Below are 16,316 nucleotides of genomic sequence, written 5' to 3' on the forward strand. Positions count from 1 at the left end.
TAATGAACATGTTTAATTTTAAACGATTCACGCGTAAAAAAATATCAAAAAATGAAAATCAAATCGAGTTCAAATATAATAAAGAAGGCTTTTACATTCATAAAGGACCAACCGGCGAAAATGACTTAACACCCTTAGTTTCCGTCATCACCCCAGTTTACAATGCTGAAAGCAATCTACATAAAACCATTGATTCTGTCCGCCAGCAAACGATTGGTTTTGAGAATGTTGAATATATTTTAGTCGATGATGGTTCAACCGATGCATCACGCAGTATTTTGCTGGATTATGCAAATCATTTTTCTAACATAAAAGTAGTATTTTTGAAAGAAAACACAGGAACACCAGCAGCACCGCGTAATTTGGGAATTCAATTGTCTCAAGCGAATTATATGACTTTTTTAGATGCAGATGATTGGCTTGCCGAAGACGGGCTTAGAGTCTTGTATGAAATCCTAGAAGAAACCGGTGATGATTACGCCGTAGGAAGAACAATCGAAGTGAAGAACAATAGCAAAAAAATTGTCGGTGAGCACGAATCATGCAAAGAACGGAGAAATGTTTCTCCTTTTTCGATTCCACATATTTTTCAGCATTTAGGTCCACGCTCACGCATGATGAAATCAGCCATCATAAAGGACAATCAGTTAACTTTTCCGGAGATGAAGTTTGCAGAAGATAAACAGTTTTTTATCGATGTTTTGATTCATTGTGAGACCATTTCAACGACTTGCAATGTGATTTATTATTTAAATCGGCTTTCGGATAATAATCAGTCTTTAACGAAGCAGACCAACATTATGGAGAAAACCGATAGCAATATTAAGGTAATTCAATATGTGAAAAGCAAAAATCTAGAGGTCGAAAAGGAAAAGGTCATTCTTAATCGTTTATACGAATTTGATTCGATACGCCGGCTTTTCAATACCAACCACTTCCATAAAACGGTGTTGAAAGACCTTTACTTGCAAAAGTTCAAGGAAATTCTCAAAACCACTGAAGATTTACGATATGAGTTTTCAGACAACTTTTTTGAGCCAATTAATAAAGCCGCATACGAACTTATAAAAAAAGGTCAAGCAAATAAAATCGCTGAGCTTTATCAATGGAATAAAAACGAAAAAATCAAGGATTTTGTAATCAAGGATCAACTCCCTTATATGATTACACCAGTTTTGGAAGGGGAACACCGGCTCATTCGGATGCCGATGCTTGCTGTTTATAAAAAGGGGTATTTTTCCAATCATGATTACAATTTAGAGTTTCAAGCCTATGGGGATCATATTGATAACTTTACAGATGTTTTGATTCGCGACAGAGAGGAAGTCACAAGAGAATACTCCCTCCCTGTTCAGGTGGATAAAAATGGGTATGGAAAATTTGCCGTCAGCGTGGATCTATTGAATCAGTTTCCTACCTCAAACTATATCGTGTTTTTACGATACAATGATTATCGCAAAATCAATATTCGGAAGCTCAATGAAAATCAGCTTCATTATGATAATCGCAACTTTTCCTTTTATACAACGGCTCATTCCAATATTGGCTTTAAGATTCATTAATTCCCTACACCAAAAACTCGCCTTTTCTAAAATGAAACGCGAGTTTTTTCACTTTTTATTGAAGGTGTAAAACAATCGGGCAATGATCGCTCCCTAAAATATCAGTGTGAATTTCTGCGCCATTCAGTTTAGATGCAAATCTCTCTGAGGCAATAAAATAGTCAATTCTCCATCCGATATTTCTTTCCCGTACCTTGTTCATATATGACCACCAGGTATAAGCTCCCTCTTTTTCCGGATAAAAATATCGGAAGCTATCGATAAAACCGGAAGAAAGTAATCTGGTCATCTTTTCCCGTTCTTCATCCGTAAATCCAGAATTTCCTTGATTTGATTTTGCATTGCGTAAATCAATTTCTTGATGGGCAACATTTAAATCGCCGCATAGGATAACTGGCTTATTCTGGTCTAATCCTAGCAAATACGAACGAATTTCATCCTCCCAATCGAGGCGAAAATCAAGGCGGGCCAAATCTCGTTGTGAATTAGGGGTATATACATTTACGAGGGAAAAATCCTCAAATTCAAGAGTTATAATCCTCCCCTCTCTTTCCTCTTCCCGATCACCAACTCCGTAACTGACTGAAATGGGCTTAACCCTCGTAAATATAGCCGTTCCGGAGTAACCTTTTTTTTCGGCATAATTCCAAAATTGATGGTAGCCATCTAATTCTAAATCAATTTGCCCCTCTTGTAGTTTCGTTTCTTGTATACAAAAAATATCAGCTTTGACTTTGTGAAAATAATCTAAAAATCCTTTACGAACACACGCTCTTAGCCCGTTCACATTCCAAGATACTAGTTTCATAGATTGAAATTTCTCCTTGCCTGTATAAAAATGATTTCTTTTTTACTATACCAATTCATATTCGAAAAATCACTTATTTAGCATGAATAAGGAGAATAACCTATTTTTTCACAATAACCCGACAAGTCTTTTCAAGAGGTTGAATTACGGCGGACATATCCAAATTCGCCAACCCTTGTTCCATTGCCAAAGAAAAGGCTTGTTCAGCATATTGTCCTAAATATCGTTCCATTCCCGTCTTCTCAAATAATTGATTCGCTAATACAACATCTTTATGTACATATTTCACCGCTCCACCTGGTTCAAACTGGCGCTCTAAAACATATTGCTCCATATGTCTTTCTAGCATACGGCTATCTCCATAGCTCACCTTTAATAGTTGATATAGTTGATCTGAATTTAAGCCAAATGCTGCCCCCGCCACCATCGCTTCGGAAGCAGCGACCGAATGAACCGCAACTAAGTACTGATTAATCAGCTTAGCAGCGCTTCCCGAGCCGCTCTCGCCTAAAAATTCAATGTTACAGCCTAATACTTCAATAATAGGATAAACCCTTTCATAATCACTTCGTTCCCCGCCAACCATAATCGTTAATGAACCTTGTTCTGCTCCTTCTGGTCCACCACTAACAGGAGCATCAAGATAATGAATCTTCTTTTCTTTTGCCAATTGATAAATGCTCCGACTGGTTTCTACCCCAATTGTCGTAAAGTCTAAACAAACTGTATCAGGACCTGCGTTTTCTAAGATGCCCCCTGCATTTGAATAGACATCCAGTACATCTTTTGGCATAGAAAGACATGTACATATATAATCACATTCCTCAGCAAGTGCGGCAATATCCTTTGAACCTTTTGCCCCACGAGCGAGGAGTGGCTCCAATTTTTGTTGGGAACGATTGTAGATCAAGACGTTAAAACCGGCATCAAGCAAGCGGATAATCATCCTTGACCCCATGACTCCTGTCCCAATAAATCCAATTTTCATTCCTCGAAACCTCCACTATTTATAGATTTTTAACCATTCAAAGCTTTCTAAACTGGAACTCTTAGGCGTATATTCAAGTCCAATATAACCTTCGTATTTTTGTTCCTCTAAATATTCTAATACTCTTTTGTAGTGAATCTCCCCTGTATCCGGCTCATGTCGTCCTGGAACATCAGCAATCTGAACGTGTCCAATTTTTTCAAAGTATTTTTCAAAATTGGAAAGCAAATTTCCTTTTGTTTTCTGGATATGATAAAAATCAAATTGAAGCTTAAGATTTGGCTCCCCCACTTCTTCGATGATATCAGCTGCATCCTGAAGATCAGATAAATAGTAATTAGGCATATCCTCTTGATTGATTGGTTCAATTAAAAGTGTCAGCTCGAACTCATTACATTTTTGAGCAGCAAATTTCAAATTCTCTATATAAGTGCTGCGAGCCACCTTTTTCTCAAATTTGTTTAAAAAAATTCCAGCCATACAATGCAACCTCGATACATGCAATGTCTTGGCAAATTCAATTCCAGTTAAAACGGATTCGCGGAAAAGCTCCACCTTGTTTGGATCAATGGCAATCCCCCTCTCTCCTTCTTCCCAATCACCAGGAGGAAGATTAATCAAAACAAGTGTTAGATTGTTTTCTTTTAATGCAGATCGTATTTGATTAAGTGGATATGCATAAGGAAACTGGCATTCCACTAAAGAAAACCCTGCCTCCCTTGCTTTTTGAAATCGCTCTATAAATGGGAATTCCGTAAAAATAGTTGAGATATTAACTGCAAACTGGTTCATTTTTCTCTCCTTAATCTCTATATTACAGAAAGATAACTAAATATTCTGTATTTTATATTTAAAAAAATAAACATTTCCCATATGATTCAAGTATATCATCAAAGAAAAAATTTGCTAGATTCATTTTCCTTCTAAAATCACGTGAATTTTGTAAATTTAATTCATACTAATGAGTGTTTTGCAAAAGCTAACGATGGGAGGTTGAATGATTAAATGAAATTATTATGGTTTTCAGCCATCTTACTATTTGCCAATACACCTGATGTAGATGATAGCTTATTGATTACCCAAGATCATACACCGATTACTTCTGTCAATCGCACTTTTTTCTCAATTCCGTATCAAGGGCACCCTCAGCCCTTTACTCAATTAGAAATGCTCCAAGACTTAGCTAATAAAATAGAGAAAATCGTTTACCGTGCTCCAGAAAATGCAAGTTTAAATGAACATGGCCAAATAATTGAGGAAAAAGCTGGAATCCAATTAAACCGCATTAAGTTCTACGAACAATTTTATAACTATTATTTTTCAAAAGGTTCAAGTCAATTTGAGGTTCCAGTTCAAACCATCTACCCTAGGGTGGACAGTGAGTTGTTATCTCAAATTCATTTCCAACAAATTGGTCATTATGCAACCTTTTACAATGCGATTAATTCCGCACGATCGAATAATATTCATTTAGCTTCAAGTGCCATTAATAATTATATTGTGTTTCCAGGTGAAACTTTTTCATTCAATAAAGTGGTTGGCATTCGTACAGTCAAAAAAGGCTATATGTCAGCTCCAGTCATTGTGAAAGGTGAATTATCTGAGGGAATTGGCGGAGGGATTTGTCAAGTATCCTCTACTTTATTTAATGCGGTTGATAATGCGGGATTAAAAATCATCAAACGTTATTCCCATAGTAAGCAGGTTCCATATGTTCCTCCTGGAAGAGACGCCACTGTCAGCTGGTATGGACCCGATTTTAGTTTTCAGAATAAATACAATCAACCCATCCTGATTCGCACAAAAGCCTCAAACGGAAAAGTGAGCATTAGTATTTATTCTTCCGATTCCATTAATTTTAAACCAAGAAAGGTACCAGGGGCATAAAATTATACAGACTCTTTAATCAAAAAAGACCAACTCAACAAAGGGACTTCCCTAAATTTGAGTTGATCTTTTTTTATCGTACAAGTGCAATAATTCCCTCCTCATCGTCCAATTGGAGTTCAATTGGTGAAAAGGGATCCATATTTAGAATTTGGTCAAGCCAATGTCGAAGTGCTTCAATCAAATTTTGAGTAATAAGCACTTGTTTTCTTCCGTTCACAAATGCCTCTGCTGAAAATCCATAATCATCATCGTACATCAATTCCACTTCTACCTCTTGTGGAGAAATCTGCCTTTTACCAGCGATATATAAACAAATGGCGTTGATAATATCCTGTTCTGAAATAACAAATGATTCCATTCTTTTCTCCTTTTTAATAACGTTTTCGTCTCATCGAAGTAAACAAGAAACGAATGATAACGAATAAAAGAATAATACCAATGAGGTTAACACCAAAACCTAGCATTGCCCCAAATGGCCCAAAATGGCTTAATAATCCACCAAGAAGGAAGCCAGAAAGTCCACCATAAAGCATCCCTTTCATAAAGCCGCGATTTTTCATTGAGGTTGTACTTTTATTATTAAAGTAGCTATTCTTCTTGTTGATAGTTGTACTTTGTTTTTTGTTAAATTGAAAATTTGATCCGCCATTAAATTTCTTAATGCCCGATTTATATCCCTTTGCACTTACCGTTTGTTGATCATGTACCAAGCTACTCCCCAGCGGTGAAAATAGAATGGTACAAGTTAAGATAGCTGTGATTATCTTTTTAAACATGAAAAAAATCCTCCTCTTTCTCGGAAAAAATTATGAATTTTTTGGGGAATGATTATTATACGAATATAAAGACCTAGAGTTTCATTTTTTTATCATTTTCCTAAACATTTTATAAGAAATGTTTCTAAAGTAACTCTAAGTGTCTTTCAATATCAGTTGCTTGGATTTATTTTCATTTTCCTTTATGATAGGAAAGAAACCATTTCACTTCTTTGGAGGACATGAATCATGACAGATACGAAATTTATTGGCTATGTAGGTACATATACAAAAGGAAAAAGTGAAGGTATCTATTCCTTCTTGCTTGATACTAAGGAAAAAAAAATCATGGATGTGAAGGTAGCGGCGACAATTGAAAACCCAACCTATTTAACCATTAATCAGAGTAAAAACCTCCTTTTTTCTGTTGGAAAATATGGTGATCATGGAGGAGTTTTTAGCTTTAATGTTGATTCACAAGGGAGATTATCCAAGGTAAATAATCAAACATCTGTTGGTTCGCCTCCATGCCATGTCAGTGTCGATAAACAAAATCACACCCTTCTGTCTGCTAATTATCATAAGGGTACGATTGAAGTTTATCCTTTCCAAAAAAATGGTGAAATTATGCCTCTTGCTTCAGTCATTCAATTTGAGGGAACAGGTCCTGACCCACGTCAAGAAAAAGCTCATGCGCATTATGCTAGTTTTTCACCAGATGAACGCTTTGTGGTCACGACGGATTTAGGTTCGGATAAAATTATTACCTTTTCATTGGAAAACAACAAATTAGAAGAAAAGAATGTTTTATCAGTTAAACCAGGAAGTGGTCCACGTCATCTTGTTTTCCACCCATCACAAAGTATCGCCTATGTAATGACAGAATTTAGTTCTGAAGTATTGGTGTTAGACTTTGATTCTGAAAGTGGCTTTTTCACTATTCGTCAAACCCTCTCCACCATTCCTTCTTATTATCATGAAAACAATCAAGGAAGCGCTATTCACATTTCGAAAGATGGAAGATTTGTTTACGCTGGGAATCGTGGACACAATAGTATTGCGGTTTTTAAGGTACACGAGGAAACGTTCGAATTGACTTTTATCGACAGAATCTCTACAGAAGGACATTGGCCGCGAGATTTTGTATTAGATCCTACCGAAAATTTCTTGATTGCTTCCAATCAAGAATCAAGTAATCTTGTCCTGTTTGCTAGAGAGGAAGAGACTGGATTGTTAACCTTATTACAGTCAGATGTAATAGTTCCAGATCCGGTTTGTGTCAAATTTTTATAAGGGCAAAAAGGGATGAGATTCAAATATCTCACCCCTTTTTGCTAATCTTAATGGATATTTTTGATTTTCAATGCTTGCTCATTATCAATCCATTCATCTAAACGCAATATACTTTGTCTTGCCTTTTCGTAATGTATGGTCCGATAATGATGCAATCCTCCCTCCTCTTCATCCTTTTCATCTGCCCATTTAACAATTTGCTGAAGGGTTGTGCGCCTGATTTGATTCGTTGGTAAAAAGGAATCAGTGTGAAATAGTACCGCTAAGGAAATTTCTTTGGCTTTTACTGGATTTTCCCCAAGTCGGATTAGAAGTTTATGGGCTCTTTCCGCCCCTTTAATCGGATGAATATCATTCCTGCGATATAAATCGTAGTCCCATTTCCCATTTTTATACCAGGAGTAATGACCAATATCATGTAACAATCCCGCTTTAGCTGCCACATCCACATCAATATGGTATTCCTTCGCTAAGTTAAAAGCATGGTAACTGACAGCAATTGCATGTGAAAGACCAGAACGATTTAAATATTTTTGGGCAATATGATGTTCAAAAATATCCAATAATGTTACATCTCTCATCAAATCCTCCCCCTTATTGATATTTGCGTAATATTTCCTTCCGTATTTTTATTTAATTTGTATAATAGCCTGATTTTTTATAGATTTCAATAGGTATAAGGGAAGAATATTGGAAATTTTCATTTTCTATGTTAGATTTTCTAACATCTATTTCGTTTATCATTTTTTATAAATCTTAAATTTCTATTTTACAATACAAACACATTGAAAACCACGTTCCTTGTCATACAGACAAGATTTATTTTTTCACAAAAATGATCTCCTTATCCATACCTTGTACCACAAACATTTTTTCTAACGTGCAAAATATTATATAATACGAATTCCCTATAGGAACTTTATTATTTTGCAATATTTATAAACAGTATATTAAGAACAATATGTGAATTTTTTTTGGAGATTTTGTGAAAAGTTGTTTGACTTTATGATACATTTCAATATATTCTAAAAATGTAAAATATTTCGAAATTAGAAAGGGGATGTTTCAATGCAACATATTGCAGAATCTGTAAACTCTGCAAAAAAGGGGAATGAGGTAGACTTCGTAAAAATTGCCAGTAGCGAAAAGTACCAACAATTAAAAAAGGAGAAAGCAAAATTTATTGTTCCCCTCACGATCTTTTTTCTCGCGGTTTACATCTTGCTTCCCATTCTCACATCTTACACAAAAATCTTACATCAACCGGCATTTGGCTCTATCTCTTGGGTTTGGTTGTATGCGCTTTCACTTTTTATTTTAACTTGGATCTTATGCGGAATTTATGTTAAAAAGGCTGCCAAATTCGATGAAGCAGCAAAAGAAGTTTTAAATGAGAATCATCTAAAGGGCGGTGAATAGGGTTGAATACAACGGTCGTTGTTTTATTTTTAATTATTGTTGGAATCACTCTTTATATTACTTATCTAGCAGCTAAAAGAACGAAAACGGCTAATGAATTCTACACGGCAGGTGGAGGCTTAACAGGTTGGCAAAACGGGATTGCCATTTCAGGAGATTACTTATCAGCTGCTTCCTTTCTAGGAATTGCCGGTTCGATTGCTCTTACGGGCTTTGATGGTTTCTTTTTCAGTATAGGTTATTTAGTAGCATATTTAGTCGTTCTTTATCTCGTCGCAGAACCATTAAGAAATCTCGGAAAATATACCATAGCTGATATGATTAGCTCCAGATTCGACGCTAAGAAGGTAAGAGCCACGGCTGCAGTAAGTACACTCACTATTGTTATTTTCTATATGATTGCCCAATTGGTTGGTGCAGGTGCACTTATACAACTTTTATTTGGAATTGATTATTGGATGGCCGTCTTAATAGTTGGTGTGATGATGACGATTTACGTACTATTCGGAGGTATGACAGCAACAAGCTGGGTGCAAATTATTAAAGCCATTCTATTAATGGCTGGAACCGTTATTATTTCATTCTTAGTACTATTAAAATTCAATTTTAATATTGCTGACATGTTTAGTGATATGAAAACGGCTACACCATTAGGAGAGGCATACCTCAATCCAGGAGTCAAATACAAGAATCCGGTTGATACGATTTCACTTATGATTGCCCTCGTTTTGGGTACAGCTGGTTTACCTCATATTTTAATGCGCTTCTTTACCGTTCGTGATGCAAAAACAGCTCGTTCATCTGTCATTTGGGCTACCTGGATTGTTGGGATCTTCTATATTATGACGATTTTCCTCGGCTTCGGAGCTGCAAAATTTGTTGGAGCAGATACCATCGTTGGTGCTAATGCGGCTGGAAATATGGCTGCGCCCCTACTGGCGAAAGCTTTAGGTGGAGATTTCTTAATGTCATTTGTGTCAGCCGTTGCCTTTGCCACCATTCTTGCCGTTGTTGCAGGACTTGTTTTATCAGGAGCTTCCGCATTTGCCCATGATATCTATGGTCAAATTATTAAAAAAGGAAAAGTAACAGAAAAACAACAAATGTTAGCTGCTCGTTGGGCATCTGTAGGCGTAGCTGTTTTTTCTATCCTGCTTGCTTTATTTGCTCAAAAAATGAACGTTGCTTTCCTTGTTTCCATCGCTTTCTGTATAGCAGCTAGTACAAATCTCCCAATCATCATTTATACAATTTATTGGAAGAAATTCAATACAGCTGGTGCCATTACTGGTATGGTAACAGGCTTATTATCTGCATTAATTCTCGTCATCTTAAGTCCAAATGTCTTCTCTCCAGTGGAAGGGGCAGCAATATTTGTTGGCGAGCCAATATTCCCATTAACAAATCCTGCCATCATTTCTGTTCCTGTTGGATTTATCGGGGCCTTTATAGGCACTGTACTTTCACGAAAGGCCGATGCCAAGCGTTTTGCCGAAGTGGAAGTTCGCGCCAATACTGGTTATCGCGAAGGAATCTAATCACAAAAACGAGATTGCTTTCAAAAAGCAATCTCGTTTTTTACATGTATTCATGAATAATTACTCTTCATCAAATACTTCGACTTTCTCCATTACATCTCCATTTTTCATTGCTTTTACAGCTTCCATTCCTTTTGTTACTTGGCCAAACACTGTGTGTACCCCATTTAAGTGTGGTTGTGGTTCATGAACAATAAAGAATTGGCTTCCGCCTGTATCTTTCCCAGCATGTGCCATAGAAAGAGAGCCTTCAACATGCTTATGAGGATTTCCCTCTGTTTCACATTTAATGGTATAACCGGGGCCACCCATACCTGTTCCTGTTGGGTCACCTCCCTGAGAAACAAAACCAGGGATTACACGATGAAAGGTAACTCCATTATAAAAACCTGAATTTGCTAATTTTTCAAAGTTAGCCACCGTGCCAGGTGCTTCATTAGGAAATAAATCAAATTCGATTCGATCTCCAGATTGCATTTGTATGTATCCTTTTTTTGCCATTCTTCACATCTCCTTTTTATCGAAAATCATGTTTATCATACATGAGTATGTTTAGAAAGAAAAGTAAAACTTCTCTTTTGATTAATGGTGATGATGATGTCCCATTGAAGGATTCGTTACAACGAACTCCTCTTGTGGAACATAAAAGTATTGAATCCATACGCCATCAAGGAATGGATCTCTCTTATCAAGAATAACTTCAATTCCCTTATCCGTTTTAACAATCTCATCATGTTCATTAGGAGTATCAAAATCTATTGCATAATGTGCATGATCGCCATGTTTTTCTGTTACATATACACGAATCATTTTCCCTTTCGCTGCTTCACTCTCTAGCATTTTTGCCAACACTTTGGCTGCATTACGATTCATTTTCACTTTCATGAAGTCTTCTCCTTTACCTCTTACTTGCAATTTTACTGTATCATTATCTCATTAATCATGAAAAAATGAAAATCTGGATATCCTAAATTGATAAAACAATCTCAATTACTTAGATACACATGGATATTTTTAAAATTCAAAGCATAGATAACTAAGTGAACCAAATTCATAGCTTCGATGAATAACTTTTGCTTGTTCCAAACCATATCCGCTGCCTAATGCAATAAAAAAGGGAACGAAATGCTCAGGACGTGGAACGGCAAAATCCGCATTCGGTGCAAATTTGTGATATTGGAATAAATCTGCGAGCTCTTTTTTTTCTAATTTTTCAATTAACCAATCATCAAATTTCACTGCCCAAGGTTCTGGAGTGGTTTGATTCCAATTTACCATTCGTAGATTATGAACCGTTACTCCGCTACCGATGACTAGTATATCCTCTCTGCCCAACCCTTTTAATGCCTCACCTATCATATACTGAGCTTCAGGAATTAGGAAAGGATTGATTGAAAGTTGAATGACAGGAATATCCGCATGAGGATACATTTTTGAGAGAAGGGTCCACGAGCCGTGATCCAATCCTCTAGAGGTATCCCTTTGAAGCGGAATTCCTACATCTTTAAATCTTTTTTCCACTAATTTAGCAATTTTCTTTGAACCTTTAGCTGGGTATTTGATTGCATAAAGTTCATCAGGGAAACCATAAAAATCATAAATGGTTTCATATCCATCATTGGTATAAGAAATTGAATGCAGCTCACTTTCCCAATGGGCACTAAATATGACAATAGCCTTTGGTTGATATTTTTGCCCTAAGGACTTCAAAAAATTTGTATATTCTGTTTCCTCTATCGCTAACATGGGTGAGCCATGTGCTAAAAATAAAGAAGGTAACATGTTTCCATCCCCCAAAAATCATTTACTTACTTTATGTAAGTAAATATACTTTTATTAATAGTTTATGTCAAATAAGTTTTTTCCTATTAATAAATTTGTTACTTCACTATTATTTCATATATAATAAAAGAGTAAGGGGTGTTGCAACAAATGAAACATCATTTATTATGTCCTAGATTTGAAAAGGCCATGAATATTCTTGGTCAGAGATGGACAGGACTCATTATTTATCAATTAATTTCTGGACCGCAACGGTTTTGCCATATTGAATCTTCTCTTCCTATCAGCGGAAGATTACTCTCGGAGAGATTAAAAAGTTTAGAAAAGGAAGGTATTGTCAAACGGGATGTCTATCCAGAAACGCCCGTGCGAATTGAATATTCCTTAACGGAAAAAGGGCGATCACTTGAGCCGGTTCTTCGTGAACTTGAAAAATGGTCTAACCAATGGATTTCCACTGACAGCCTTGAAAATAGTCACTAAATCCAGCCGTAAATCTTGCAAAATGCATGTAATGGATCATTACAAAAAGACTGTCAATAAGAAGAATGTCAAAACCATTTTTGCCTCATACTACAAGTAATTGATGAGGAAGTGAGGTGAGACTCTTGCCCAGGATTCGTCCAACTTTTATGGATAGTCCATATTTCGTCGATGAACCAGGAAATTGGCATTTAAAAGAAGGAGCATCTAAACAATTAATTCAGGAATTTCATTCCTATATGGAATCACTAGAACATATTCAAAATAGGCCGGCATCCATAGATGGCATTCATATTGATTACCCTTATGAAAGATAATTCCTAACTAAAAGGAACCTTAATCCCTAATCAGGTTCAAGGTTCCTTTTTTATTTCATGCTTCTCACAATAATCCTCAACTAGCTGTTCGATTTTCCCTAGTTCTGGAAACTTCCCATGAAAAGAAAATGAAATTTCCTCAATAAATTTCCCTTCCCGATAAACATGAATGGCCCCATTTTGTTTAATGACACTATACTCTGGTTCAAAACGAAGCCCATTTTTTTCAATTGCACCCATTTGACTCTCCCCCATCACTCATATCCAATCATCTTTATTATCAGCTTTCTGCAGCAAAATCATTTATGCAAAATTTTCCTTATCTGCAACTTGTCAGGTGATACATATTTCTGATTGTTTTTCCCAATCTAAAATGAGGAGGTGTAGATGATGGAGCCACAAAGCTCTGGAAAAAAATCAATTCCAGATTTTGATTCATTAAATGACCGGATCATAGCTTAACCTTCACTTGAACCAAGGCTTGTCATTAAAACCAATCTTGACACAAAGGATCCAACAGAAGAAAATCCTTATTTTCAAACCAACCATGCAGATAAAGAAAACTCGCCGATTGGCAAGCCTTCAGGCGAAGACAGAGGCGTAGTTGCGCTTATACTTTATTCCTAAAATTGGCTTCTACGTCGAATTTTCATCATTGCTGCCAATTTATACTTTTTTTAAGTATAAGAAAGCCATCAAAGACTTTTTTGAGGAGTAGATAAACATGGACCGTACGCTTGGATATTTAAGGGAAATTTTATCAAATTACATGGATCGTGATTCAATATCCCAACATATTTACAAAAGAATCCAAAAATATTCCTATCATTCAGAGGATGAATTTATCCGTGATCTACAAGAAGAAGAAATTGCCTTTTTAAATAAAATCTTGCCTGATGAAATTAAACATGCAAATGAGGTAAATGATAGGAAAAGGGCATATCAGCTAAATGAGGTATATGAATTATTAATATGATTAAAAAAACAGAGCTAGGTTGTCATATCTCTCATAACCTGCTCTTTTTTTTTACACGGAAATATCATGGATAGTAATCTCAGGTCTGCTTCCAACCCTGATATTAACCCCTGTTTGCCCTAAACCTTCACTAATATAAAAAGGCTTTCCATCATGATAATGCAATCCTTTAACCATGTTTTTACGGACAAGTTTACCCATTTTCAATAAATGATAAGGTTTCGGCCAATGAATTTGTCCCCCATGGAAATGGCCGGATAATAGATAATCATAATGATAATCTTCTAGATCTAACACGATATTTGGATCATGTGTAATGATTAAGTTGTATCCTTTTGGCAATTCTTTATAGGCCTTTTGAATATCACTTCGGTTCGTGCTATAATCATCAATTCCAATAATATTGACTAGTTCTCCATTAATTTCAAGTGACAAATGTTCATTCCTCAAAGTATGGCAACCATTTTCTTCAAGTGTTTGCTGCAAACGTTGAAAATTCGCCGTTCGTAAGAAATAATCATGATTCCCAAATACTGCAAAGATTCCATATGTTGGATTTGCTTTTTTTAATACTTTTAGATATGGAACTATTTTGGGAATACTTCTTTTACGGTCAAGAAAATCTCCAGTTAGGGCTATGAAATCGATCTTTTGATTGGAAATTTTTTCATACAGTTCTTCTGGAGTGATGGATATATTTTCAAGATGGATATCGGATAAGTGCAAAATGGTGAAATGATTTTGGTTCAGCTCGATTTTTGAATGGAACATTGTGATCGTATTTATCACAACATCTTTTGTATTTTGATATGCCCTAAACAAGAGTAGACTGAAAAGTAGAATGGCTGCAATCAAACAAAAAAATAACACGTTCATCCCCCCTCCCTTTAAAGTATATTAGGTGTTGGGGGGATTGGATAGTGGGAGTTGATGGAGAATTTCCCTTTTCCTTTTATTTGATTAGACTTTAAATTTTAAGTATTTATGACTAAGTTTATCTTTTGACATAAAAAGATAAACTGGTTTACTTTTCTTTAACTGTTCAATGGAAAAGGATGAAGACGAAAGCAAATAAATAGGAAATTGCATCAATCTTTTCATAATTTGATAAAATTTATTTGATGGAAATACAAGATCAAATCCCAATGTTTTTACTCCTTTATTAATGGTTGTGACACCGATAATTCCTTTTATATCTGTTCGCTTTGGATGCTTTTCAATGTATTCAGCAAGCATTGGCATGGAGTTCAAAACCATTTTATAAATCATTCTTCCCTTTTTCAGTGAATGACGAATAATTAAAGATTCCTTGAGAATTTTTGAATTATGAAGATGAATTTTTAAGAGTAGATCGTTCTTTTTAATTGATGTTCCATCGGAGAGGATTACATCCTTGCCACGATATTTCGTGATGCGTACACGAAAAACACACGGTTTCTCAGTTGTTGATGGAATATAGTGTAGCCGAGTAAACAAGAAGTAAATGGGATCAAACATGTTCCATAGAATAATTATTAAAGGACGAAGGCTCATGTCAATGATTTTCAACTCCTTTCATAGTTACTCTATCCTGAGAAACTTGTCATTATTCAAGGACAGATTTGTTTTCCATTACCATTCTGACTGTAACAAACAAATTCCACTAAAAAACTCCAGCAGATTCACTGCTGGAGTTTTGTTCATGAAAAATGAGGATTAATTGACGATTTTTATTTTAACTTTTTTTCGTCCCCATTGAAGTGCTTGTTTTTTTGATTTGACAAAGACATCAATTTTCTTTCCTTTAATGGCACCACCAGTATCTTCAGCACGAGCGTAGCCGTAGCCTTCCACATATACTTTAGAGCCTAATGGGATCACTTTTGGATCTACAGAAATGACTTTGGCATTAGGATTTTTCTTAAGGTTAAAACCTGTCGCTGTTAACCCGGAGCATCCTTTACATGAAGCAGTGTAAGCAGTTGCTGTCACTACAATTTCTTTAGATGATTTTTTTGTAACAGCGGTTTTTGTTGCTGTTGCTTTTTTGGCAGAAGTTGCTGTTGCAGCTTTTGATACAGTGATTACTTGACTTGAATTCACAATCAATTTTTGTCCAGGATAAATTCTATCAGACTTTAATTTATTCCATTTCATGATAGAACTTGAAGACACGTGATATTTCTTAGCAATGCCGGAAATCGTATCCCCAGACTTTACTATGTATCTTTGAACTGGTGAAACTTCTAATTTTTCACCTATGATAATTTTATCCGATTTTAGATGGTTCCATTTTTTTAAATCAGAAACAGAGACATGATATTTCTTTGAAAAACCAGAGAGTGTGTCTCCTTTCTTCACTGTAACTTCTGCTGCTTGTGCCGACACTGCAAAGGAACTGGTGATGGTAGCGGCTGCCAAAATCGCTAGTAAAGCTTTCTTCACTTGAAAAACCTCCCGATTCTTGTTTCGCTATCTCAAGATTAATCATAGCAAATATATATTTCATTTAAAGAACAGGCATAT

At 35.8% G+C, this 16,316-nt stretch carries 21 protein-coding genes; 8 read left to right on the forward strand and 13 right to left on the reverse strand.

Features of this window, described 5'->3' with window-relative positions:
- The first annotated feature begins 8 nt into the window (after positions 1-8).
- Positions 9-1,562, forward strand: coding sequence for a glycosyltransferase family 2 protein (locus tag ACE38V_RS09680; protein ID WP_375841032.1), 1,554 nt, complete (start codon positions 9-11; stop codon positions 1,560-1,562).
- Positions 1,563-1,617: 55 nt separating this feature from the next.
- Here ACE38V_RS09680 and ACE38V_RS09685 read toward each other — a convergent pair whose 3' ends face one another.
- From ACE38V_RS09685 to ACE38V_RS09695, 3 genes are all read right to left on the reverse strand, one after another.
- On the reverse strand, positions 1,618-2,370 hold the full coding sequence (locus tag ACE38V_RS09685; RefSeq protein ID WP_375841033.1) for an exodeoxyribonuclease III: 753 nt from the start codon (positions 2,368-2,370) through the stop codon (positions 1,618-1,620).
- 100 nt (positions 2,371-2,470) lie between these two features.
- The gene (locus ACE38V_RS09690; protein ID WP_375841034.1) at positions 2,471-3,358 is read right to left on the reverse strand and encodes an NAD(P)-dependent oxidoreductase; all 888 of its coding nucleotides are present in this window, start codon (positions 3,356-3,358) and stop codon (positions 2,471-2,473) included.
- 15 nt (positions 3,359-3,373) lie between these two features.
- The gene (locus ACE38V_RS09695) at positions 3,374-4,150 is read right to left on the reverse strand and encodes a hydroxypyruvate isomerase family protein (protein WP_375841035.1); all 777 of its coding nucleotides are present in this window, start codon (positions 4,148-4,150) and stop codon (positions 3,374-3,376) included.
- Positions 4,151-4,363: 213 nt separating this feature from the next.
- On the opposite strand from ACE38V_RS09695, the gene ACE38V_RS09700 reads away from it, so the two are divergent.
- On the forward strand, positions 4,364-5,245 hold the full coding sequence (locus tag ACE38V_RS09700) for a VanW family protein (RefSeq protein WP_375841036.1): 882 nt from the start codon (positions 4,364-4,366) through the stop codon (positions 5,243-5,245).
- 73 nt (positions 5,246-5,318) lie between these two features.
- On the opposite strand, the gene ACE38V_RS09705 is transcribed toward ACE38V_RS09700, so the two are convergent.
- Positions 5,319-5,606 carry a YxcD family protein gene (locus ACE38V_RS09705; RefSeq protein ID WP_375841037.1) on the reverse strand — a complete coding sequence of 96 codons (288 nt, stop codon included), beginning with the start codon at positions 5,604-5,606 and terminating at the stop codon, positions 5,319-5,321.
- Between the two features lie 13 nt (positions 5,607-5,619).
- Entirely contained in the window at positions 5,620-6,024 is a 405-nt protein-coding gene (locus ACE38V_RS09710) for a hypothetical protein (protein ID WP_375841038.1), read from the reverse strand.
- A 228-nt stretch (positions 6,025-6,252) separates the two neighbouring features.
- Here ACE38V_RS09710 and ACE38V_RS09715 point away from each other — a divergent pair, with 228 nt between their 5' ends.
- The gene (locus tag ACE38V_RS09715; RefSeq protein WP_375841040.1) at positions 6,253-7,296 is read left to right on the forward strand and encodes a lactonase family protein; all 1,044 of its coding nucleotides are present in this window, start codon (positions 6,253-6,255) and stop codon (positions 7,294-7,296) included.
- Between the two features lie 47 nt (positions 7,297-7,343).
- Here the strand turns inward: ACE38V_RS09715 and ACE38V_RS09720 are convergent, their stop codons facing one another.
- Positions 7,344-7,877: an HD domain-containing protein gene (locus tag ACE38V_RS09720; protein ID WP_375841041.1), complete on the reverse strand. Its 534-nt coding sequence runs from the start codon at positions 7,875-7,877 to the stop codon at positions 7,344-7,346.
- Positions 7,878-8,364: 487 nt separating this feature from the next.
- Here ACE38V_RS09720 and ACE38V_RS09725 point away from each other — a divergent pair, with 487 nt between their 5' ends.
- Both ACE38V_RS09725 and ACE38V_RS09730 read left to right on the forward strand, forming a co-directional pair.
- On the forward strand, positions 8,365-8,715 hold the full coding sequence (locus ACE38V_RS09725) for a DUF485 domain-containing protein (RefSeq protein ID WP_375841042.1): 351 nt from the start codon (positions 8,365-8,367) through the stop codon (positions 8,713-8,715).
- A 2-nt stretch (positions 8,716-8,717) separates the two neighbouring features.
- Entirely contained in the window at positions 8,718-10,253 is a 1,536-nt protein-coding gene (locus ACE38V_RS09730) for a solute symporter family protein (protein WP_375841045.1), read from the forward strand.
- Between the two features lie 60 nt (positions 10,254-10,313).
- Here ACE38V_RS09730 and ACE38V_RS09735 read toward each other — a convergent pair whose 3' ends face one another.
- The 3 genes from ACE38V_RS09735 to ACE38V_RS09745 all read right to left on the reverse strand — a co-directional run bounded on the left by ACE38V_RS09735 (position 10,314) and on the right by ACE38V_RS09745 (position 12,035).
- A complete protein-coding gene (locus ACE38V_RS09735) occupies positions 10,314-10,754 on the reverse strand; it encodes a peptidylprolyl isomerase (RefSeq protein WP_375841046.1) in 441 nt (146 codons plus the stop codon).
- 81 nt (positions 10,755-10,835) lie between these two features.
- Positions 10,836-11,138, reverse strand: coding sequence for an iron-sulfur cluster assembly accessory protein (locus ACE38V_RS09740; protein WP_375841047.1), 303 nt, complete (start codon positions 11,136-11,138; stop codon positions 10,836-10,838).
- A gap of 129 nt (positions 11,139-11,267) precedes the next feature.
- Complete coding sequence (locus tag ACE38V_RS09745; RefSeq protein ID WP_375841048.1) at positions 11,268-12,035, reverse strand: DODA-type extradiol aromatic ring-opening family dioxygenase; 768 nt, start codon at positions 12,033-12,035, stop codon at positions 11,268-11,270.
- Positions 12,036-12,185: 150 nt separating this feature from the next.
- Here ACE38V_RS09745 and ACE38V_RS09750 point away from each other — a divergent pair, with 150 nt between their 5' ends.
- Together ACE38V_RS09750 and ACE38V_RS09755 are read left to right on the forward strand one after the other, a co-directional pair.
- Positions 12,186-12,518 carry a winged helix-turn-helix transcriptional regulator gene (locus ACE38V_RS09750; RefSeq protein WP_375841049.1) on the forward strand — a complete coding sequence of 111 codons (333 nt, stop codon included), beginning with the start codon at positions 12,186-12,188 and terminating at the stop codon, positions 12,516-12,518.
- A gap of 125 nt (positions 12,519-12,643) precedes the next feature.
- The gene (locus ACE38V_RS09755) at positions 12,644-12,835 is read left to right on the forward strand and encodes a hypothetical protein (RefSeq protein WP_375841050.1); all 192 of its coding nucleotides are present in this window, start codon (positions 12,644-12,646) and stop codon (positions 12,833-12,835) included.
- 36 nt (positions 12,836-12,871) lie between these two features.
- On the opposite strand, the gene ACE38V_RS09760 is transcribed toward ACE38V_RS09755, so the two are convergent.
- Positions 12,872-13,075: a YbxH family protein gene (locus ACE38V_RS09760; protein ID WP_375841051.1), complete on the reverse strand. Its 204-nt coding sequence runs from the start codon at positions 13,073-13,075 to the stop codon at positions 12,872-12,874.
- Positions 13,076-13,559: 484 nt separating this feature from the next.
- On the opposite strand from ACE38V_RS09760, the gene ACE38V_RS09765 reads away from it, so the two are divergent.
- Positions 13,560-13,811, forward strand: a complete 252-nt coding sequence (locus ACE38V_RS09765) for a sigma-G-dependent sporulation-specific acid-soluble spore protein CsgA (protein ID WP_375841052.1) — start codon at positions 13,560-13,562, stop codon at positions 13,809-13,811.
- A 51-nt stretch (positions 13,812-13,862) separates the two neighbouring features.
- Here the strand turns inward: ACE38V_RS09765 and ACE38V_RS09770 are convergent, their stop codons facing one another.
- The 3 genes from ACE38V_RS09770 to ACE38V_RS09780 form a co-directional block, all read right to left on the reverse strand.
- Entirely contained in the window at positions 13,863-14,687 is an 825-nt protein-coding gene (locus tag ACE38V_RS09770; RefSeq protein WP_375841053.1) for a metallophosphoesterase, read from the reverse strand.
- An 84-nt stretch (positions 14,688-14,771) separates the two neighbouring features.
- On the reverse strand, positions 14,772-15,344 hold the full coding sequence (locus ACE38V_RS09775) for a YkoP family protein (RefSeq protein ID WP_375841054.1): 573 nt from the start codon (positions 15,342-15,344) through the stop codon (positions 14,772-14,774).
- Positions 15,345-15,506: 162 nt separating this feature from the next.
- Positions 15,507-16,235, reverse strand: coding sequence for a LysM peptidoglycan-binding domain-containing protein (locus ACE38V_RS09780; RefSeq protein WP_375841055.1), 729 nt, complete (start codon positions 16,233-16,235; stop codon positions 15,507-15,509).
- Between the last annotated feature and the right edge of the window lie 81 nt (positions 16,236-16,316).

The sequence above is a fragment of the Cytobacillus sp. Hz8 genome, assembly GCF_042263505.1.
In the GTDB taxonomy this organism is placed as follows: domain Bacteria; phylum Bacillota; class Bacilli; order Bacillales; family Cytobacillaceae; genus Bacillus_BE.